Annotated in this window: 20 protein-coding genes; 11 read left to right on the top strand and 9 right to left on the bottom strand. The window is 62.2% G+C overall.

What is annotated here, in order from left to right:
- Positions 1-9 precede the first annotated feature (9 nt).
- Positions 10-2,520, top strand: a complete 2,511-nt coding sequence (gene hrpB / locus PSH94_RS22190) for an ATP-dependent helicase HrpB (protein WP_305435816.1) — start codon at positions 10-12, stop codon at positions 2,518-2,520.
- Positions 2,521-2,537: 17 nt separating this feature from the next.
- On the opposite strand, the gene PSH94_RS22185 is transcribed toward hrpB, so the two are convergent.
- Positions 2,538-3,626, bottom strand: a complete 1,089-nt coding sequence (locus PSH94_RS22185) for an endonuclease/exonuclease/phosphatase family protein (protein ID WP_181079817.1) — start codon at positions 3,624-3,626, stop codon at positions 2,538-2,540.
- 39 nt (positions 3,627-3,665) lie between these two features.
- Positions 3,666-4,325: a YciC family protein gene (locus PSH94_RS22180; RefSeq protein ID WP_181079816.1), complete on the bottom strand. Its 660-nt coding sequence runs from the start codon at positions 4,323-4,325 to the stop codon at positions 3,666-3,668.
- 180 nt (positions 4,326-4,505) lie between these two features.
- Between PSH94_RS22180 and PSH94_RS22175 the strand changes: the two genes are divergently transcribed.
- The 3 genes from PSH94_RS22175 (at position 4,506) to PSH94_RS22165 (ending at position 6,482) form a co-directional block, all read left to right on the top strand.
- On the top strand, positions 4,506-5,240 hold the full coding sequence (locus PSH94_RS22175; protein WP_305435814.1) for a DUF2076 domain-containing protein: 735 nt from the start codon (positions 4,506-4,508) through the stop codon (positions 5,238-5,240).
- A gap of 128 nt (positions 5,241-5,368) precedes the next feature.
- Complete coding sequence (locus tag PSH94_RS22170; RefSeq protein WP_034100876.1) at positions 5,369-5,845, top strand: NYN domain-containing protein; 477 nt, start codon at positions 5,369-5,371, stop codon at positions 5,843-5,845.
- Between the two features lie 25 nt (positions 5,846-5,870).
- Positions 5,871-6,482 carry a PolC-type DNA polymerase III gene (locus tag PSH94_RS22165; protein WP_305435813.1) on the top strand — a complete coding sequence of 204 codons (612 nt, stop codon included), beginning with the start codon at positions 5,871-5,873 and terminating at the stop codon, positions 6,480-6,482.
- A 113-nt stretch (positions 6,483-6,595) separates the two neighbouring features.
- Here the strand turns inward: PSH94_RS22165 and PSH94_RS22160 are convergent, their stop codons facing one another.
- Positions 6,596-6,892 (bottom strand): DUF3077 domain-containing protein, encoded by a 297-nt coding sequence (locus PSH94_RS22160; RefSeq protein ID WP_181079813.1) that lies wholly within the window; start codon positions 6,890-6,892, stop codon positions 6,596-6,598.
- 486 nt (positions 6,893-7,378) lie between these two features.
- Between PSH94_RS22160 and PSH94_RS22155 the strand changes: the two genes are divergently transcribed.
- Both PSH94_RS22155 and PSH94_RS22150 read left to right on the top strand, forming a co-directional pair.
- A complete protein-coding gene (locus PSH94_RS22155; RefSeq protein WP_305435811.1) occupies positions 7,379-7,945 on the top strand; it encodes a hypothetical protein in 567 nt (188 codons plus the stop codon).
- Positions 7,935-8,207, top strand: coding sequence for an acyl carrier protein (locus PSH94_RS22150; RefSeq protein WP_305435809.1), 273 nt, complete (start codon positions 7,935-7,937; stop codon positions 8,205-8,207). The genes PSH94_RS22155 and PSH94_RS22150 overlap by 11 nt, the downstream gene beginning before the upstream one ends.
- A gap of 180 nt (positions 8,208-8,387) precedes the next feature.
- On the opposite strand, the gene PSH94_RS22145 is transcribed toward PSH94_RS22150, so the two are convergent.
- Together PSH94_RS22145 and PSH94_RS22140 are read right to left on the bottom strand one after the other, a co-directional pair.
- Positions 8,388-8,684 (bottom strand): DUF3077 domain-containing protein, encoded by a 297-nt coding sequence (locus tag PSH94_RS22145; RefSeq protein WP_181079810.1) that lies wholly within the window; start codon positions 8,682-8,684, stop codon positions 8,388-8,390.
- A gap of 500 nt (positions 8,685-9,184) precedes the next feature.
- The gene (locus PSH94_RS22140) at positions 9,185-9,646 is read right to left on the bottom strand and encodes an Lrp/AsnC family transcriptional regulator (protein ID WP_034100874.1); all 462 of its coding nucleotides are present in this window, start codon (positions 9,644-9,646) and stop codon (positions 9,185-9,187) included.
- 159 nt (positions 9,647-9,805) lie between these two features.
- Between PSH94_RS22140 and yedA the strand changes: the two genes are divergently transcribed.
- Positions 9,806-10,702, top strand: coding sequence for a drug/metabolite exporter YedA (yedA, locus tag PSH94_RS22135; RefSeq protein ID WP_266246886.1), 897 nt, complete (start codon positions 9,806-9,808; stop codon positions 10,700-10,702).
- A 47-nt stretch (positions 10,703-10,749) separates the two neighbouring features.
- Positions 10,750-12,084 (top strand): DEAD/DEAH box helicase, encoded by a 1,335-nt coding sequence (locus tag PSH94_RS22130; RefSeq protein ID WP_181079808.1) that lies wholly within the window; start codon positions 10,750-10,752, stop codon positions 12,082-12,084.
- Between the two features lie 113 nt (positions 12,085-12,197).
- Here PSH94_RS22130 and PSH94_RS22125 read toward each other — a convergent pair whose 3' ends face one another.
- A complete protein-coding gene (locus PSH94_RS22125; RefSeq protein WP_305435807.1) occupies positions 12,198-13,424 on the bottom strand; it encodes a TIGR03862 family flavoprotein in 1,227 nt (408 codons plus the stop codon).
- Between the two features lie 171 nt (positions 13,425-13,595).
- Positions 13,596-14,516, bottom strand: coding sequence for a histone deacetylase (locus tag PSH94_RS22120; protein ID WP_181079806.1), 921 nt, complete (start codon positions 14,514-14,516; stop codon positions 13,596-13,598).
- A 75-nt stretch (positions 14,517-14,591) separates the two neighbouring features.
- Between PSH94_RS22120 and PSH94_RS22115 the strand changes: the two genes are divergently transcribed.
- Genes PSH94_RS22115 through PSH94_RS22105 form a run of 3 tightly spaced genes read left to right on the top strand, consistent with a single transcriptional unit; the run spans position 14,592 to position 16,665 of the window.
- A complete protein-coding gene (locus tag PSH94_RS22115) occupies positions 14,592-15,161 on the top strand; it encodes a GNAT family N-acetyltransferase (protein WP_181079805.1) in 570 nt (189 codons plus the stop codon).
- Between the two features lie 38 nt (positions 15,162-15,199).
- Positions 15,200-16,069: an acyl-CoA thioesterase II gene (tesB, locus tag PSH94_RS22110; RefSeq protein ID WP_181079804.1), complete on the top strand. Its 870-nt coding sequence runs from the start codon at positions 15,200-15,202 to the stop codon at positions 16,067-16,069.
- Positions 16,066-16,665: an HAD family hydrolase gene (locus PSH94_RS22105; RefSeq protein ID WP_181079803.1), complete on the top strand. Its 600-nt coding sequence runs from the start codon at positions 16,066-16,068 to the stop codon at positions 16,663-16,665. The genes tesB and PSH94_RS22105 overlap by 4 nt, the downstream gene beginning before the upstream one ends.
- A gap of 482 nt (positions 16,666-17,147) precedes the next feature.
- Here PSH94_RS22105 and PSH94_RS22100 read toward each other — a convergent pair whose 3' ends face one another.
- Both PSH94_RS22100 and PSH94_RS22095 read right to left on the bottom strand, forming a co-directional pair.
- Positions 17,148-18,128, bottom strand: a complete 981-nt coding sequence (locus tag PSH94_RS22100; protein ID WP_305435802.1) for an alpha/beta hydrolase — start codon at positions 18,126-18,128, stop codon at positions 17,148-17,150.
- A complete protein-coding gene (locus PSH94_RS22095; RefSeq protein WP_305435801.1) occupies positions 18,129-19,013 on the bottom strand; it encodes a neutral zinc metallopeptidase in 885 nt (294 codons plus the stop codon).
- Positions 19,014-19,023 lie beyond the last annotated feature (10 nt).

Below are 19,023 nucleotides of genomic sequence, written 5' to 3'. Positions count from 1 at the left end.
GGAGCCAGTATGAATTCGTTGCCCATCGATGATGTTTTACCCGCCCTGCGTGACGCTTTGGCCAATCGCCATGAAGCCGTGCTGGAAGCGCCGCCCGGCGCCGGTAAAACCACCCGCGTGCCCTTGGCCTTATTGAATGAAACGTGGCTGGCCGGGCAGACCATCCTGATGCTCGAACCGCGCCGCCTGGCTGCGCGCGCCGCCGCCGAACGCTTGGCCAGCGAGCTGGGCGAAAAGGTTGGCGACACCGTCGGCTATCGCATCCGCCTCGACAGCAAGGTCGGCCCCAACACGCGTATCGAAGTGGTCACCGAAGGTATTCTAACGCGGCGCCTGCAGGACGACCCGGCGCTGGAGGGCGTGGGCCTGCTGATCTTCGATGAATTCCACGAGCGCAGTCTCGACGCCGACCTGGCCTTGGCTCTGAGCCTGAATGGCCGCGAGCTGTTTCGCGATGAGCAGCCGCTGAAAATCCTGTTGATGTCCGCCACCCTCGAAGGCGAGCGCCTGGCCGGTTTGCTGGACGACGCACCGATCCTGCGCAGCGAAGGGCGCATGTTTCCGGTGCAGATGCGCTGGGGGCGGCCGTACCAGCCCGGTGAGTTTATCGAACCGCGCGTGGTGCAAACCGTCCTTGAAGCCCTGCATGACGAAACCGGCAGTGTGCTGGTGTTCCTGCCGGGCCAGGCGGAGATTCGCCGGGTCCACCAGCAGCTTGCCGACGCCCTGGGCGACAGCCCCGACGTGCTGCTGTGCCCGCTGCACGGCGAGCTGGACCTCAACGCCCAGCGCGCCGCCATCGACCCTGCGCCGCCCGGCAAACGCAAGGTGGTCCTGGCCACCAACATCGCCGAGACCAGCCTGACCATCAACGGCGTCCGTGTAGTGATTGACGCCGGGTTGGCGCGAGTGCCGCGTTTCGACCCCGGCAGCGGCATGACTCGCCTTGACACCCAACGCATCTCCCGCGCCAGTGCGACCCAGCGCGCCGGCCGGGCCGGGCGCCTGGAACCGGGGGTGTGTTATCGGTTGTGGTCCGAAGACCAGCATGAAGGCCTGGCCGCGTATGGCAGCGCGGAAATCCTCGCCGCCGACCTCGCCGGTCTGGCCTTGCAGCTGGCGCGCTGGGGCGTGACGCCCGCGCAGCTCGTTTGGCTCGATGTGCCACCGACCGCCGCGTATGCCCAGGCCCAGGACTTGTTGGTGCGTCTGGGGGCGTTGAGTGAAGAAAAACTGACGGCGCATGGGCAGAAGATGGCCGAGTTGCCGGCCCATCCGCGCATCGCTCATTTGCTGCTGCGCGGGCAAGACCTGGGGCTGGCGGCCACCGCGTGTGACGTCGCCGCGCTATTGGGCGAGCGCGATATTTTGCGCGGTGCCGGTGCGGACCTGCATAGCCGTCTGGCGTTGATGTCCGGCGAAGAACGCGCACGCGGCGGCCAAGGTGGCGTGCAGCGGGCCAGGCAACTGGCGCGGCAATATCGCGGGTACCTGCGCGGCAAGCCGACGCAAGCGGTGGCCGATCCAGACCACCCGCGCTGGCTCGGCGCCTTACTGGCGCTGGCCTACCCGGACCGCGTGGCCCAGCAGCGTCGCCCCGGCGGCGCCGAATACCGCCTGGCCAATGGCCGCGCGGCGCTGTTCGCCGAGGCCGACAGCCTGATGAAACAACCGTGGCTGGTGATCGCCGACCTGGGCAGCCGCCAGGGCCAGCGCGAAGAGCGCATTTACCTGGCGGCGGATTTCGATCCGGCGCTGTTCGACACGGTGCTCGCCGAGCAAGTGCGCAACGTCGATCAACTGGATTGGGACGAACGCGAAGGCGTACTGCGTGCCGAGCGCCAGCGCAAAGTCGGTGAACTGGTGCTCAGCCGCGAACCGCTGACCGGCCTCGACGAAGCCGCGCGCAGTCAGGCGCTGGTGAATCTGGTGCGGCGCAAAGGCTTGGAACTGTTGCCCTGGACCCCGGAACTACGCCAATGGCAATCCCGGGTGATGCTGCTGCGTCAGTTGGACGCCGGCAAAACCAGCGAGTGGCCCGACCTCAGTGACAACGCGTTGCTGGCCGGCCTGGAGCACTGGCTGATGCCGTACTTGGGAAAAGTCTCGCGCCTGAGCCACTTCGCCAACCTGGATATCTCCAGCTATCTGCACAACCTGCTGCCCTGGCCGCTGCCCCAGCGCCTCGACGAACTCGCGCCGCAGCACATCAAAGTCCCTTCGGGGTCATCGGTGCGTTTGGACTACAGCGAACAACCGCCGATTCTGGCGGTGCGCTTGCAGGAACTGTTCGGCCTGGCCGACACGCCGCGCATCGCCGGCGGGCGCCAGGTGGTGAAGCTGCACCTGTTGTCCCCGGCACGGCGGCCGGTGCAGGTGACGCAGGACTTGGCGAACTTCTGGCGCAGTACCTATGCCGAGGTGAAGAAAGACCTGAAGGGCAGGTATCCCAAGCATTACTGGCCGGATGATCCGCTGATAGCCGAGCCGACCGCGCGGATCAAACCCCGAAAGTCGTAACCCTAAGCCTTCTACATTTATTGCGCGGCGGGCAGCAGGAAGCGGGCAATCACCGGCAAATGGTTGGAAATGCGCAACGTATCCTCCTGCCGCACCTTGGCCTCCACCCGCTTGATGCGCGGGCTGTGGAACAGGTAATCGACCGTGCGATCCGGGCCGTCGATGCTCGGGTCGTTGGGGAAGTACGTCAGCCATTTCTCCCGGTCGATGCCGCTGGATTGGCTGTTGCTCGGGATCATCGGGTATTTGTCCCACAGCAGGTGCAGCTCGCTGTCCGGCGAATACTGCCCGCGTTTGCTGGCGTCCAGGCGCAGGAATTGCCCCAGCGGCAGCAGATTGAAATCGCCGCCGATCAACCACGGTGTGCCACGCCCCTCGAATTTATCCAACAGCTTGACCGTGGCCTGCACCTGTTCCTGCACGGCACTGTGCCCCGGCATATCGGGATTCAGACGCGTGTTGAGCACCGCCAGCTGTCCGCCATCGCTCAACGGCAGGTACGTCAGCAGCAGGGCGGGCTTGGGCTGGAACTGGCGGCTGATCAGTCCAGCATCCGGCACCGGCAGTTGCAGGCGTTCGGCGTGTTCGATCTGGTAGCGGCTGAGGGTGGCGAGCTTGCGCCCGACGCTGCCGAAAATATGCAGGTCGGGCACGAAATCGGCTTTCCAGTCGAACGCCTGGGCGCTGCACGGGTAGAGGTCGACCAGGCGCTCTTGCAGCAACGCGAGTTGGTCCTGGTAATGGGAGGGCTTGGCGTTTTCGTCGAGTTCCTGCAACAGCAGGAGGTCGGGTTGTTCATCGCGGATTATCCGCGCCACTTCGTCGAGGCTGACGGCCATGTCTTCCACGGTGGGGCGCTCATCCGGGCCGCTGCCGTCGGCGGTGTCGTACCAGAACACGTAGTTCTTGCCGGCCAGGTATTGCACGTTCCAGGTCATCACTTTGAGCGCCTGCCCGGGCAGCAGGGTAGGCGCCCGTGGCGCCACGCAACTGACGGGCAGGGTCTGCCTGGGTTCGGGGCGCCAGGTGAGGCTGTAGATCAAGGCGCTCGCCAGGCCCGCGACGATCAGCAGGCCCAGCAAGGTGATGCGCAATAAACGGGTCATCGGCTCGGCTTAGGGCGTGTCAGGGATGGCGGGAGCATATCACCGCGCGTCGGCGTCGCCACCGATCAGCATGAATAAACGGAACAGCACCACACTGGTAAACAGCTGCAGGAAACTGTGAGCACTGTCGATCAGCACACCCAGCAACGGCGCCGGCTCGGGATACGCCGCGACACTGGCGCCCTTGAGCAGCCACAGGGGTGTCATCACACACAGCAGGCAGACGAGGATGCGCCAGAAATGCCCACGGGTCAGGCGCAGGCTTTCCTTCATCGCCTCCAGCGCCGGCATGCCGCGCAGCACCAGCAGGTACTCGGCAAACCCCAGCACCACCATCAGCCATAGGCCCGGCAGGAAATACAGCGACAGCCCCAGCAGAATCAGCAGCGTGCTCATGGCCGTCAGCAGCGCGAAACGCGGCCACAGGGTCAGCGCCATCGCCCACACATCACGGGTGCGCGGCGTCTGGCCACGGGTTCGGGCGTCAAGGAACAGAATCAGGGCACCGGTATACACCGGGTAGACGAGCAAACCCACTATCACGCTGTAACCGGGGAAGGCGTCCGCGCCGAGCGTATGGTCGAGCACTTGTTGCAGCACCGCTTCGAGGATCACCCAGGGCAGGCACAGCTGAACGATGGCGCCCAGGTTGCGCAGGGTAAAACGGAAGGAGTCGCGCAGTACGTCTAACGGATTCATCAGGTTCATCGCAGGCCTGTAAACGAGGGCGACACTTTAACCGATCAGCATCGAAGGGGCACAAACGTAAACCTTGAGTAAAGACCATTGAAACAATTGGTAACAGCCCCATAACTAGCACGCACCTGGCCTGATCAAGGGCAGGACCACGATTTCTACCGGCAATCTAACGAGGTCGCCATGAACAGCGAAGAGCAAACCCTGATCGATGGACTGTTTTCACGGTTGCAGCAAGCCGAAACGGACTCAGCCCCCCGCGACGCCCAGGCCGAAGCGCGGATCAAGGAGCACATGACTCGCCAACCGGCCGCCGGGTACTACATGACCCAGTCGATTCTGGTGCAGGAACACGCCCTGCAGAGCCTCGACGCGCAGAACAAGCAACAGGCGCAGCAGATTCAGCAGTTGCAGGAACAATTGCAACGCGCCAAATCCGCGCAACCCGCCGCCTCCAGCGGTGGCGGTTTCCTGTCGAGCATTTTTGGCGGCGGCTCCCGCGACGCGCAACCCACCCAGAGCGCCCCGGCCTCCACGGGCGGCGGTTGGCGCGAACCGGCGCGGCCCTCCTTCAGCCAGCCTGCGCCGCAACAGAGCTATCAGCAGCCCCCCCAAGCACCTGCCGCGCCCGTGGGCAGCGGTTTCCTTGGCGGCGCCATGAAAACCGCAGCGGGCGTGGCCGGTGGTGTGTTGCTGGCCGAGGGCATCAGCAGCCTGTTCCACCACAACCAGCAACCACAGGTGGTGGAAGAAATCATCGAGCAACCGGCGCCGGCCAGCGATCAAGGCAACTGGGGCAACGATGACCAGAAGTTCGCCGGCAACGACAGCTGGGGCGGCAACAACGCCGACAGCTTTGCCGATAGCGATTATTCCGGCGACTCTTCCGTCTTCGATGATGACGATTCCTTCGTCTGACACCGCCAGGCCGGGGCGGCATAGCGCCCCGGTCTGATTTTTTCCCGGAAACTTCCCTGTGGCTGGCATACTGGCGCCTTTGCGGACCCCCGTATGCCGGGTCCAAATGGCTGTCATGGGGAAGTGCGGTGAAGAAAATTGCAGTGTTCGCCGATGTACAAAACCTCTATTACACCGTGCGCCAGGCCTATGGCTGCCACTTCAACTACGCCGCCCTGTGGGCTGATATCAGCTCCCGCGGGCAGATCGTCGAGGCGTATGCCTATGCCATCGACCGGGGCGACAGCAAGCAGCAGCAGTTCCAGCAGATCCTGCGCAACCTGGGCTTTACGGTAAAGCTCAAGCCGTATATCCAGCGCAGCGACGGCTCGGCCAAGGGCGACTGGGACGTGGGTATCACCCTCGACATCATGGACGCCGCCGACCACGTCGACGAAGTGGTGCTGGCCTCCGGTGACGGTGATTTCGACATGCTGCTCGAACGCATCATCCACAAACATGGCGTTGAAGCCGTGGCTTATGGCGTGCCGGGGCTCACGGCCAATTCATTGATACGCGCCGCCAGCCGCTACGTGCCGATCGAAGGCGCGTTGCTGCTTAAATAGTTGTTTTGACGGAGTAGGAACAGGTTTGGAACGTATAGCGGTCATCGACTTTGAAACCACCGGCATCACCCCGAGCAGCCAGTGCCGGGCCACGGAAATTGCCGTGGTCATCCTTGAGCGCGGGCAAATCGTCGACCGCTACCAGAGCCTGATGAATGCCGGCGTGCGCGTGCCGGGCTTTATCGAACAACTGACCGGCATCAGCACCGCCATGTTGCGCAGCGCACCACCGGCCGAGCGGGTGATGAACGAAGTCAACGAGTTCGTCGGCATCACGCCGCTGCTGGCGCACAACGCCGCATTCGACCAGAAATTCTGGGACTACGAACTGGGCCTGATCCGCCGCACCCGCCTGCAGAAATTCGCCTGTTCCCTGCTACTGGCCCGCCGCCTGATGCCCTCGGCACCCAACCATAAGCTCGGCACCTTGAATGCTTTCGCTCAACTGCCTCACACCGGCAAGGCTCACCGGGCATTGGCGGACGCGGAAATGGCCGCCAACCTGACGGCGCATTTGGCCAAGGAGTTGCGCGGGACTCACGGCTTGCGCGAACTGTCCCACGACCTGCTGTGCACCTTGCAGAAGGTGCCGGCGGCGAAGATCAACGAGCATTTAAAGAAGCATCGCGGGTTCTGACAGTGGAAATGTGGGAAGGGGCTTGTCCCCGATTGTGGTGTGTCAGTCACAGATTAGCTGACCGGTCCACCGCTATCGGGGGCAAGCCCCCTCCCACGTTAGTTATGTGTCGTTCATTGAGGCTGCACACACTCCAGAGCCTGATCCACCACTCCCTTTGCCATCTCCACCAAATGCATCACCGCCCGCTGCTGCACATCCATCGCTTCCCCCGACGAATGTGCGGTGCCCACCGCGCAGTGCAACAAATCCGCCGCGTGGGCGAGGGCGTCTTCGAGGCTCAGGTTGCCGTTCAGGGTGAAAGTGGGCGCATCGGGGGCGCAGGCTTTGAGGTAGTAGTCGATGGCGCGGCGGTGGAGCAGGGCGTCTTCGCTGGGGAAATGGGGTGGATCGGGGGTAACTTTGACCATGATGTCGCTTCTCCGTCAGATAAGAAGCTGCACCATTCGCTTGCACGCGAATTAGGGTGGCAGCGGTACGCGGGTGTGCAAGACCGAGACGGAGTTCGGTAGATCCGAAGATCTCCCGCGTACAACTGCCATAACGAATTACCGCCTGAAAAAACAGACGTTAAAGAGTTAAAGCTTTTGAGTATTACCGTCGGCGGACTTGCACGTCCGGTCACCGAAAACTCGATGACTGGGCGAGACTAGCTACCTGATCCGACGGAAACAAGGCCGTGGGATTCTCTCGGAAACGTCCCGCAAATGAAAGGGATCGGTCTTGCTGGCCTTTGAAACAACAGCTCTTTTTCGGGGCGTTTATTTGCTTTCTGAATAGTCAGTAAGCTTAGACTTGCTGTCATGTCGGACTTTTCTGGATTTTCCCGTCTCCCGTCTATAGCCCTTCGCTGCGACCTAAGATCCCTGCTGTCATTTACGTACAGGGACTACGTCATGCAGGAAAGCGATCTTCACACAGCAATCATGCGAAGCCAGTTTGAACTCCAGCGTAACGGCATCGATTTCGGCTCAACTTCAAACGTGGCGTTTCATTTGGGAAACGCGATGACAAGCTGCCCGGCAGTCATGGTTTTACCTGGTTCGCCAAGCTGGACCCATGGCGCCAGTTACCAGCTCCTCAAGCCCGTGCATGCTGACTCCTCGGTGCCGAGCACCACGTTTGACGAACTCTGGAAATGCACACAGCAACACTACGGCTTGACGGCCGCAACGGTTCTCACTGGTGCCGCGGGCATACCTATCAGCAAAATGGCCGTGGGCACTTGGGTTCATGTTGGCTCCAGCAAAACGACGAACTTGGCGAGTTTTATTGGCATGCGCTTTTTCCCCCGTACATTGATCAGGCAACCCACGGTGGCCAGAATGGCGAAAGCAACGTTTGGCACCGTCCTAGTATTTGGCATTATTGGACGGGGCATTCCGTTCGTAGCTGCGGGGTTAGCTGTTTTTGATCTAATCAGTATTGGTAAGTGCGCCTATGAGGCCAGAAATGGAAGGTAGCCCGACTAGAACCGAGATCAGCGAAAAGGTAATTCAGCTATTCGTCGATATCATCGGCTTTATCGACCGAAGCCAGGTCACGGAGCAAACGGACTTCATCCATGACTTCAAGATTATTGATGATGATTTGACCTGCTTTGTCATGCAGATCAAGTGGCAATTCAACTTGCAGGCGACGCAGGAGGATTGGGATCACATCACTACCATCAAGCAGATAGTCGACTTGATCGTTGAGCGCGCGAATTTGCAGTGCGACCACTGACGCCATCGGGGGCAAGCCCCCTCCCACATTGGATCTGTGTTTACCTTCGGATTGGCGCAGTCAACGCGGTCAAAACTGTGGGAGGGGGCTTGCCCCCGATGGCAATCTGTCAGTCACAGATTAGCTGACCGGTCCACCGCTATCGGGGGCAAGCCCCCTCCCACATTAGTTATGTGTCGTTCATCGAGGCTGCACACACTCCAGAGCCTGATCCACCACTCCCTTTGCCATCTCCACCAAATGCATCACCGCCCGCTGCTGCACATCCATCGCTTCCCCCGACGAATGTGCAGTGCCCACCGCGCAGTGCAACAAATCCGCCGCGTGGGCGAGGGCGTCTTCGAGGCTCAGGTTGTCGTTCAGGGTAAAAGTGGGCGCATCGGGGGCGCTGGCTTTGAGGTAGTAGTCGATGGCGCGGCGGTGGAGCAGGGCGTCTTCGCTGGGAAAGTGGGGTGGATCGGGCGTGACTTTGACCATGGTTGAACTCCTTGCTGGAAGAAGTCGACACCGTTCGCTTGCACGCGAATGGGGTGGCAACTGTACGTAGGTGTGCAAGACCGGGGCAAGAAGTAAACCCAGCAGACCCGAAGGTCTCCCACGCACAGCCGCCATAACGGGCATATTGAAAGCCTGAGACTAGGCGTAAAGCTGTAGGTTGATTTGTGATCTCGCTTGCCATCGGACTTGCACGTCCGGTCACCGAAAACTCGATGACTGGGCGAGACTAGCTACCTGATCCGACGGAAACAAGACGGTGGGATTCTCTCGGAAACGTCCCGCAAATGAAAGGGATCAGTCTTGCTGGCCATCCAAGCATTCTGACGGCGTCGCGATCGTTGAGCGCTCGAATTTGCGGTGCGGCCACTGACGCCATCGGGGGCAAGCCCCCTCCCACATTGGATCTGTGTTTACCTTCGGATTGGCGCAGTCAACGCGGTCAAAACTGTGGGAGGGGGCTTGCCCCCGATGGCGATCTATCAGCCAAGCGTTTTCCCATTACCTTCCAATTGCCCCAACGGCACTCGCCGTTCTATCGCGCTCGATAGGATGATCGAGGTCTTGCTGAACCCAAACTTTGCAATCCGGTTGATCAGGTTTTCCAGCTCCTGCATCGACCCCACCGCCGCCTGCATGATCACGCAGGGGTCGCCGGTGACGCGGTGGCACTCGGTCAGTTCGGGGATTTCGGCGAGGGCGTCGTAGACCTTTTGATTACCGTGGTGGGTCAGGCGCAGTTCAATCACGCATTGAATCGGTAAGCCCACTTTGGACAGGTCCACCTTGGCCTGATAGCCGGTGATTACCCCGCTGGCCTCCAGCTTGGCCACGCGTTCGGCCACGGCCGGGGCGGAGAGGTTAACGATGCGCGCCAGTTGTGCGTAGGACGCGCGGCCGTCTTCAAGCAGGGCGTTGAGGAGCATGCGGTCGTATTTGTCCATAGAAAGGCTCCAATCACCGGTTGCTTTCGAAAACAAAGCTTATAGCCCCCATAACCCTGTTTTGAAAAGTGTATGGGCCGTTTAAACAGGTTTTGTAACTTATTTTTATCCGCCTGCCTTTCTAGAATAAGCCTCCCGTTTCCGTCATAGAGCCGCCCCATGCCTGGCCCACGTCGCTTTCCCTTACCGTTGATCGCTGCCTTCTTTGCTTTATATGTGATCTGGGGTTCCACCTACCTGGTGATCCGCATCGGCGTCGAATATTGGCCGCCGCTGTTGCTAGCGGGGATTCGGTTTTGCACGGCGGGGGCGTTGATGTATGGCTACCTCAGATGGCGTGGGGTGCCGGCGCCGACCTGGAAGCAGTGGAAAGCCGCCGGGATGATCGGCATTTTGCTGCTCACCTTCGGCAATGGCGGCGTCAGCGTGGCCGAGCACACCGGCGTGTCGTCCGGTGTGGCGGCGCTGGCGGTAGCGACGGTGCCGCTGTTCACCCTGCTGTGCGGGTACTTCTGGGGCGCGCGTAATACGCGACTGGAATGGGCCGGGGTGATCCTGGGGATCGTCGGCATCGCCATGCTCAACATGGGCAACACCCTGCAGTCGAGTCCGATAGGGGCCGCGTTGTTGCTGTTTGCGGCGGCGTCATGGGCGTTCGGCTCGGTGTGGAGCCGGCAGTTGCCGTTGCCCCAGGGCGCCATGGCCAGTGCCGCGGAAATGCTGGTGGCCGGTGTGGCGTTGTTGATCGTCAGTGCGCTGTCCGGCGAGCACCTGCAGGCGATGCCTCCGTTGGAAGGCTGGCTGGCCCTGGCTTACTTGACCGTATTCGGCTCGATCATCGCCTTCAACGCCTATATGTACCTGCTCAAGCACGTGCGCCCGGCAGCGGCGACCAGTTACGCCTACGTCAACCCGGCGGTGGCGGTGTTGCTGGGGATTGTGTTCGTCGGTGAAACCATCGGCCTGGAAGAAGCCCTGGCCATGCTGGTGATTATCAGCGCGGTGCTGTTGATCAGCCTGCCCCAGTGGCGCAAGCCCAAGCCGGAAATAAGGTAAACTGCCGCGCATTGCGACCTTGCGTTGATTTTTCCTACGGTAACTACATGACTTTCGCCACCCTTGGCCTGATCGAACCCTTGCTGCGCGCCCTTGAGACGCTCGGCTACCAGACCCCGACGCCGGTGCAGGCGCAAGCCATTCCGGCGGTGCTGGCCGGTCGCGACCTGATGGCCGCCGCCCAGACCGGCACCGGCAAGACCGCCGGCTTCGCCGTGCCGTTGCTGCAATTGCTGACCCTGGAAGGGCCGAAAGTCGCCGCCAACTCGGCACGCGCGCTGATCCTGTGCCCAACCCGTGAGCTGGCCGAGCAGGTCCACGCCAGCGTCGCCGAATATGCGCAACACCTGCCGCTGACCACCTACGCGGTGTACGGCGGCGTGAGCATCAACCCGCAAATGATGAAGCTGCGCAAGGGCGTCGACATCCTGGTCGCCACCCCTGGCCGCTTGATCGATCTGTTCCGCCAGAACGCGCTGAAGCTCAATCAGCTGCAGACCCTGGTGCTGGACGAAGCGGATCGCATGCTCGACCTGGGCTTCTCCGAAGAACTGGCGAACATCTACCGCATGCTGCCGAAAAAGCGCCAGACCCTGTTGTTTTCGGCGACCTTCTCCGATGACATCCGCCTGCTGGCCGGGCAGATGCTCAACGACCCGCTGAGCATCGAAGTCAGCCCGCGTAACGTCGCCGCCAACACCGTCAAGCAATGGGTAGTGCCGGTGGACAAGAAGCGCAAGCCGGAGCTGTTTGTGCACCTGATGCGCAAAGGCCGCTGGAAGCAGGTGCTGGTGTTCGCCAAGACCCGCAACGGCGTGGATGCGCTGGTGGACAAGCTGCAGGGCCTGGGCATCAATGCCGACGGCATCCATGGCGACAAACCCCAGGCTACGCGCCAACGCGCGCTGGACCGCTTCAAGTCCAGCGATGTGCAGATCCTGGTGGCCACCGATGTGGCGGCCCGTGGCCTGGACATTGAAGACCTGCCGCTGGTGGTCAACTTCGACCTGCCGATCGTGGCCGAGGACTACATCCACCGTATCGGCCGCACCGGCCGCGCGGGCAACACCGGTGAGGCGATTTCCCTGGTGTGTGCCGATGAAGTGAACATGCTGTCGGCCATCGAGATGCTGACCCGTCAGACCCTCACGCGCAAAACCGAGCCGGACTTTGAGCCCGAGCACCGGGTGCCGGATACCGATGCCAGCGGGCAAGTGGTGAAGAAGCCGAAAAAACCGAAGAAGCCCAAAGCGTCCGGTGGTGGCGGCAAGCGCAATCTGGGCAAGTGGGTGGACAGTGGGGACGCGGCGCCGGTGGAGCCGTCGATCAAGCCGGTGCGCAAGGTGCCGGTGTTTAATACCGGGCCGCGTAAGAAGAAGTAAATGATCGTTCCCACGCTCTGCGTGGGAATGCATCCTGTGACGCTCTGCGTCACGACTCTACAGCGGGACGCGGAGCGTCCCTGGCGGCATTACCACGCGGAGCGTGGGAACGATCAGCGGTTCAACCATTCCAGCATGCCCCGCCCAGCTGCTCGACCACTGGCAAAGCACCCCGTCAGCAAATACCCGCCGGTCGGCGCTTCCCAATCCAGCATCTCGCCCGCACAAAACACCCCCGGCAATTGCTTGAGCATCAAGCGCTCATCCAACGCTTCAAAGGGCACGCCGCCTGCGGTGCTGATGGCTTCATCCATTGGCCGGGTTTTCACCAGCGTCAGGGGTAACGCCTTGATATCCACCGCCAATTGCGCGGGATCCTGGAAGTGATCGGCTGGCGTCAACTCGCGCAGCAGCGCGGCTTTCACCCCATCCACCCCCAACTGGCTGTGCAAATGCTTGCTTATCGAGCGCGAGCCACGCGGCTTGGTCAGGGCGGCCTGGACCTTATCCAGCGGTTTGCTCGGCAGCAAATCGATATGCACGGTGGCCGCGCCGTCGCGGTTGATCGCTTCCCGAATCGGCGCCGACAACGCATAGATCAAGCTGCCCTCGATACCAGTGGCGGTGATCACGCATTCGCCCAGCCGCGGTTTGTCGTCCCCCAAGCCGATGGCGACGTTTTTCAACGGCGCGCCGGCGAATTTGCTGACCATCAAATCGCTCCAGGCCGACACCTCGAAACCACAGTTGCTCGGTTGCAGGCGGACGTAGGGCACGCCTTTGTCTTCCAGCAGCTTGAGCCAGGCGCCGTCGGAACCCAGGCGCGACCAACTGCCGCCGCCCAGGGCCAGCAGCACGGCCTCGCTGTGGACAACTGTTTCGCCGTCCGGGCTGTGGATAAGTAAATCGCCCTCGACATTCCAGCCCACCCAGCGATGGCGGGTGTGGATAACCACGCCTTGGTCGCGCAGGCGCTTGAGCCAGGCACGTAAGAGCGGGGCGGCTTTCAGGTCGGTAGGAAATACGCGGCCGGAGGTGCCGACAAAAGTTTGAATACCCAGGCCATGAATCCACTCGCACAACGCTTGGGCACCAAACTCACGCAGCAAGGGCGCCATTTGCGCGGCGCGCTCGGCGTAGCGGGCCACAAAGGCCGGGTACGCCTCGGAATGGGTGATGTTCATACCGCCTACGCCCGCCAGCAGGAACTTGCGCCCCACCGAGGGCATGCCATCGTAGAGGTCCACATGCACCCCGGCCAGGCTCAAGACTTCGGCGGCCATCAGCCCGGCTGGGCCGCCGCCGATGATGGTGGCGTGTCGAGAGGAAATGTCGGGCATGGGCAGGGCTACGATCGCAAAAATAAGCCGAGCATTCTACCTGAGGAGTGCGACGCTGCCTGATCAAAAAATGTACAGCTTCCTACAGGCTATGCAGAGACTGGCTCTCAGCCGCTTACGCTCAAGATATCCACAGGCCGTTCCACAGCCATTGTGGGTAACGCTCACAAATCAATGACAACCTGATGACGTCCACACCCGCTGCGCGCTGTGGTGCAGGATGCCGTGGCGGCGGGCCAGGGCCGTGCGGTCTTTGCTGTAGCCGCCGCCGATCACGCCCATCACCGGAATGTCGCGGCCCAGACAGTGACGCATCACGCGTTCATCGCGGTCGGCCAGGCCTTGGTCTGTCAGCTTGAGGTAACCGAGGGCGTCATCCTTATGCACATCTACGCCGGCGTCGTACAGCACCAGGTCGGGCTGATACAGCGGCAACAGGTAGTTGAGGGCGTCATCGACCACTTTGAGATAGTCGGCATCGCCCATGCCCATGGGCAGTGGGATGTCCCAGTCGCTGTGGGCCTTGCGCGCGGGGAAGTTTTTTTCGCAGTGCAGCGACACGGTGATCGCTTCCGGGGTGTCGTGCAGGATGCGCGCAGTGCCGTCGCCCTGGTGCACGTCGCAATCGAAGATCAGCACGCGGTCGACCCGGCCGCTTTCCAGCAGGTAACGGCTGATTACCGCCAGGTCATTGAAAATGCAAAAGCCTGCCGGGTAATCGTAATGGGCATGGTGGGTGCCGCCCGCCAGATGGCAGGCCAGGCCGTGCTCCAATGCTTGCTCGGCGGCCAGGATCGAACCGCCCACCGCTCGCACCGTGCGCCGGGCCAGGGCTTCGCTCCAGGGCAGGCCGAGGCGCCGTTGGTCTTCGCGGGACAACTCGCCGCTCATGTAGCGTTCGATATACCCAGGTTCATGGGCCAGGGCCAGAATCTGCGGCGGGCACAATGACGGGCGCAGCAGTTGGCTGTCCTTGGTCAGGCCGCTGGCCACCAGGTGGTCACGCAGCAGGCGGAATTTGTCCATCGGGAACCGGTGGTCCGCCGGGAACTCCGGGCTGTAGTCATCGTGGTAGATCAGTGGCAATGGCATGGAATTTTCTGACGGGAATCTGCGACTGATCTTAACAGCGCTGTACACTCACGCACATGGCAAGGGAGGGGCCCCATGGAGCCGATACTGGAATTGGAAAGCGCGCGGCTGGTGCTGCGCCAGTGGCGCGACAAAGACCTCAAGGCATTTGCGAGCATGTGCGACGACCCTCAGGTGATGCGCTATTTCCCGGCCCGGCTGAGCCACCTGGAAAGCGCCGCCTTGATCGGGCGCATCCGTGGCCATTTCGCCGAATACGGCTTCGGTTTCTGGGCCTTGCAGCGCAAGGACAGCGGCGAATTCATCGGCTTCACCGGGTTGCAGAACGTCAGCTTTGAAACCGGCTTCACCCCGGCGGTGGAAATTGGCTGGCGCCTGGCGCGCGAGCATTGGGGCCTGGGTTACGCCAGTGAGGCCGCCTGGGCCGCCTTGCGTTGTGGTTTCGACCGCTTGCAGCTGGATGAAATCGTCGCCTTCACCACCGAAGCCAATCTGCCTTCACAAAAAGTCATGCAGGCCATCGGTATGCATTACGATCCGCAGGCCGATTTCGAACACCCCAAAGTCGCAGCCGACGACCCGCTGCGTCATCATGTTTTGTACCGCATCACCCGCGCCCAATGGTTGGACACGCTGCACGGATAAGCAGCCCGGAATGCCCTATCGTTTTTAGGAGTTGCTCTATGAGCCAAGTATTGGAAGATCTGGTGGACCTGCTGACCCTGGAGCCGATCGAGGAAAACCTCTTTCGCGGCCGCAGCCAGGACCTGGGTTTTCGCCAGTTGTTCGGTGGTCAGGTGCTCGGGCAGTCGTTGTCGGCGGCCAGCCAGACCGTCGAAGAAGCGCGGCATGTGCATTCCCTGCACGGTTACTTTCTGCGCCCCGGCGATGCGGCGCTGCCGGTGGTGTACTCGGTGGACCGCGTGCGCGACGGCGGCAGCTTCAGCACGCGCCGGGTCACGGCGATCCAGAAGGGCCAGCCGATTTTTACCTGCAGCGCCTCGTTCCAATACGACGAAGTCGGCTTTGAGCACCAGACCACCATGCCGGTAGTGGTCGGCCCGGAGAATCTGCCATCGGAGCTGGAGCTGACGCGCCAGCGCGCGCACCTGATCCCCGAACCCATGCGCGACAAGCTGCTGTGCGCCAAACCGATCGAAGTGCGCCCGGTCACCGAAAAAGACCCGTACAACCCCCAGCCGTCCGACCCGGTCAAGTACGTGTGGTTTCGTGCCGACGGCGCCCTGGCCGATGCGCCGGCGCTGCATAAATACCTGCTCGCCTACGCCTCCGACTTCGGCCTGCTGACCACCTCATTGCTGCCCCATGGCAAGACCGTATGGCAGAAAGACATGCAGGTCGCCAGCCTCGACCACGCACTGTGGTTCCACGCCGACCTGCGCGCCGACGATTGGCTGCTCTACGCCATGGACAGCCCGTGGGCCGGCAACTCTCGGGGGTTCTCCCGTGGCAGCGTGTACAACCGCGCCGGGCAACTGGTGGCGTCGGTGACCCAGGAAGGCCTGATCCGCCATCGCAAGGATTGGGCATGAGCCTGGCGGACGTTAAGCACTGGGTGTTCGACATGGATGGCACCCTGACGGTGGCCGTGCATGATTTTGCGGCGATCCGCGTGGCGCTGGAGATCCCGCCCGAAGACGATATTCTCACCCACCTGGCGGCACTGCCCGCCGAGGTGGCGGCGGCCAAGCATGCCTGGTTGCTGGAGCACGAGCGTGAACTGGCGCTGGGCTCGGTGGCGGCCGACGGTGCGGTGGAACTGGTGCGCGAGTTGTCCGCACGCGGGTATCGCCTGGGCATCCTGACCCGCAACGCGCGGGAGCTGGCCCATGTCACGTTGCAGGCCATCGGCCTGGCCGACTGCTTCGCCGTGGAAGACGTGCTGGGCCGCGAAGACGCGCCGCCCAAGCCGCAACCGGGTGGTTTGTTGAAATTGGCGGCGGCGTGGCAGGTATCGCCCGATGAAATGGTGATGGTCGGGGATTACCGCTTCGACCTCGATTGCGGCCGTGCGGCGGGAACCCGGACCGTGCTGGTAAACCTGCCGGAGAACCCGTGGCCCGAGTTGGCGGACTGGCATGCCGCAGACTGCGCGGCACTGCACCGGATGATCCAGCCCAGGCAATGACTATCAAAGGTGGGAGGGGCGGTGTGACGGTTCGACTTACCCCGATGACGGTGAGTCAGCAACAGCTGGGTGCCTGACCCACCGCTATCGGGGCATGGGTATCTACCTATCTTCAGTGAAAACATCACGTCAGTACATGAAGCTCTTGTGGTGAGCGGGCTTGCCCCGCGCTGGGCTGCGAAGCGGCCCCAAACTCAGGCACCTCGGAGTGTCAGTTGAAACCACATCGCCTGGAATGGGGCTGCTTCGCAGCCCAGCGCGGGGCAAGCCCGCTCACCACAACAAGTCTAGGTCACCACAACAAGTCTAGGTCACCACAACAAGGCCAGGTCATCACAGCAAGCCAAGGTCACCACAACAAGCCCGGCTCACTACAAACAGCCGAGTTCACCACAGAGTTATTTCAGCCTGTGAGGGTTGCGTGGATACCTATGGCTCTCGGGTGCTAGCCGCTTCCCACAGGTTGCGCCTGTTTTGTTCAGTTAAAGCTGGGGAAACAGTACTTTCTGGCCTTCGGGCGATCTGAGCATCCCATCGCCGTTATGCCCCACCCCTGGCACTTCCACCAGTTCCTGGCGCAGCTGCGGATGGCGTTGTTTGAGGTAGTCAAAATAGTTGCGCCCGCGAATCAGCCGATAGGCGCCCTGGGCCTCGGCCTCGCAGCCTTTATCCAGCGCGGGGTGGTTGGGGTTGGTGTCTTGTTGGCCGAGCAGATACGTGATGCTGCGTGACACGTAGGTTTGCTCAAGTTGCGCGGCGCTTTGGCCGTTGGCGTACGCCGGCAGTTTTTGCAGGCCGTACTTCCAGTCGTCGAAACCAGGGCAGGCCGCCGCGTCGAACGGCACGGGCCGTTGCGGGCTGAAGTAGGCGTAGGACGATGGATTGGCCACCACATAACGCAGGCGGATGCCTTCGTCATGCAAGGTCGGATGATCGCCGCCGAGGAGCGCAAAGCGCTGTACCACCTGGCCACCGCCGGAATGACCGGCGACCACGATGTCCTTGAGTGCCGGGAACAACCGGCGATCGCCCAGATGCTGGATCAGTTGGTCCAGCGCGCTGAAGGAGCTGACGTGATCGGTCCCCACCGACGGCTCGCCGGCCATCCAGTCATTGCCTTGCCAGCGCAGCACCGTATTGTCCAAGTGATTGCGCTGCGCATCGGCCTCGTTGAGAAACTGCGGGGCGATCACCAGCGTTGTATCGGCCTGGCCCGCCTGTTCGGCGGCGGCTTCGGCGCTGTGCAGATAGGTCTGCGCATTGCGCAGGCGACCGTGCACGACGATCAGCACGCGGGTGACATGTGGCAACGGCTGGCGCCAGTCCTGGCTTACACCAAGGCTTAAGGCACCGGTCTCCAGCTGGAAACGATCGGGGCTGACTACCTTGACCCCATGCTCGACGGCCCCGGCGGTAGAGCAGGCCAGCCACATACCCAGCAGCAATCCCGATCGTTTATTCATTTACAGGCTCTTGGCGTTAAAGGTGTCGCACTGGCTGATCTGGCCTTGGGCGAAGCCGGTCTTGAACCAGCGCACCCGCTGCGCGGAGGTGCCGTGGGTGAACGAATCCGGCACCACGCGGCCCTGGCCTTGCTGTTGCAAACGGTCATCGCCGATGGCGTTGGCCGCATTCAGGGCCTCTTCGATGTCGCCCGGTTCCAGCCAGTTCAAGCGTTTTTGTGCGCGGTTGGCCCACACGCCGGCAAAACAGTCGGCCTGCAGTTCCTGGCGCACCAGCAGGCCGCCATCGCCCTGCATCTGCATGCCTTGCTGGCGCGCGTCCTGGATCTTCGCCGAGATGCCGAGCAATGTCTGCACGTGGTGCCCGACTTCGTGGGCGATCACATAGGCCTGGGCGAAATCGCCGGCGGCCTGGAAGCGTTGGGACATTTCCCGGAAGAAGTCCAGGTCCAGGTACACCTGCTGGTCGGCCGGGCAATAAAACGGACCGCTCGCCGAAGTGGCGCCACCGCAGGCGGAATTGACCCGGCCACGGAACAGAATCAGCTTGGGGTTCTGGTAGGTCTTGCCGTTTTCCTTGAACACCTGGCCCCAGGTGTCTTCGGTGTCGCCCAGCACCGCGCGGACGAAATCGGCCTGCTCATCGTTGGCCGGCGGCGCCTGACGCGGCTGGGTGCTGACCGACGGTGCCTGCTCCATCTGACCGGTCAACTGGCCGAGAATCTGCATCGGGTCCTGGCCGGTCAACCAGCCGATACCGACGATCAGCACAATCGCCGTGAGGCTCAGGCCCTTGCCGCCGCCGAAGCGCATCCCGCCGCCGCCACCACTGTCATCGCGGGCATCCACCACGTTGTCGCTGCGTCGGCCTTTTTTCCATAGCATGGGGCAATCC

Source organism: Pseudomonas sp. FP2254, from assembly GCF_030687695.1.
In the GTDB taxonomy this organism is placed as follows: domain Bacteria; phylum Pseudomonadota; class Gammaproteobacteria; order Pseudomonadales; family Pseudomonadaceae; genus Aquipseudomonas; species Aquipseudomonas quebecensis.
This window is presented reverse-complemented; position numbering and strand designations above follow the sequence as displayed.

Bases quoted from the DNA above. Each gene is read 5' to 3' on its own strand.
- PSH94_RS22185 (WP_181079817.1), bottom strand. From the start codon at position 3,626: ATGACCCGTTTATTGCGCATCACCTTGCTGGGCCTGCTGATCGTCGCG.
- PSH94_RS22115 (WP_181079805.1), top strand. From the start codon at position 14,592: ATGGAGCCGATACTGGAATTGGAAAGCGCGCGGCTGGTGCTGCGCCAG.
- yedA (WP_266246886.1), top strand. From the start codon at position 9,806: ATGCCTGGCCCACGTCGCTTTCCCTTACCGTTGATCGCTGCCTTCTTT.
- PSH94_RS22095 (WP_305435801.1), bottom strand. From the start codon at position 19,013: ATGCTATGGAAAAAAGGCCGACGCAGCGACAACGTGGTGGATGCCCGC.
- PSH94_RS22130 (WP_181079808.1), top strand. From the start codon at position 10,750: ATGACTTTCGCCACCCTTGGCCTGATCGAACCCTTGCTGCGCGCCCTT.
- tesB (WP_181079804.1), top strand. From the start codon at position 15,200: ATGAGCCAAGTATTGGAAGATCTGGTGGACCTGCTGACCCTGGAGCCG.
- PSH94_RS22125 (WP_305435807.1), bottom strand. From the start codon at position 13,424: ATGCCCGACATTTCCTCTCGACACGCCACCATCATCGGCGGCGGCCCA.
- PSH94_RS22145 (WP_181079810.1), bottom strand. From the start codon at position 8,684: ATGGTCAAAGTCACGCCCGATCCACCCCACTTTCCCAGCGAAGACGCC.
- PSH94_RS22175 (WP_305435814.1), top strand. From the start codon at position 4,506: ATGAACAGCGAAGAGCAAACCCTGATCGATGGACTGTTTTCACGGTTG.
- PSH94_RS22140 (WP_034100874.1), bottom strand. From the start codon at position 9,646: ATGGACAAATACGACCGCATGCTCCTCAACGCCCTGCTTGAAGACGGC.
- PSH94_RS22155 (WP_305435811.1), top strand. From the start codon at position 7,379: ATGCAGGAAAGCGATCTTCACACAGCAATCATGCGAAGCCAGTTTGAA.
- PSH94_RS22120 (WP_181079806.1), bottom strand. From the start codon at position 14,516: ATGCCATTGCCACTGATCTACCACGATGACTACAGCCCGGAGTTCCCG.
- PSH94_RS22180 (WP_181079816.1), bottom strand. From the start codon at position 4,325: ATGAATCCGTTAGACGTACTGCGCGACTCCTTCCGTTTTACCCTGCGC.
- PSH94_RS22160 (WP_181079813.1), bottom strand. From the start codon at position 6,892: ATGGTCAAAGTTACCCCCGATCCACCCCATTTCCCCAGCGAAGACGCC.
- hrpB (WP_305435816.1), top strand. From the start codon at position 10: ATGAATTCGTTGCCCATCGATGATGTTTTACCCGCCCTGCGTGACGCT.
- PSH94_RS22100 (WP_305435802.1), bottom strand. From the start codon at position 18,128: ATGAATAAACGATCGGGATTGCTGCTGGGTATGTGGCTGGCCTGCTCT.
- PSH94_RS22105 (WP_181079803.1), top strand. From the start codon at position 16,066: ATGAGCCTGGCGGACGTTAAGCACTGGGTGTTCGACATGGATGGCACC.
- PSH94_RS22150 (WP_305435809.1), top strand. From the start codon at position 7,935: ATGGAAGGTAGCCCGACTAGAACCGAGATCAGCGAAAAGGTAATTCAG.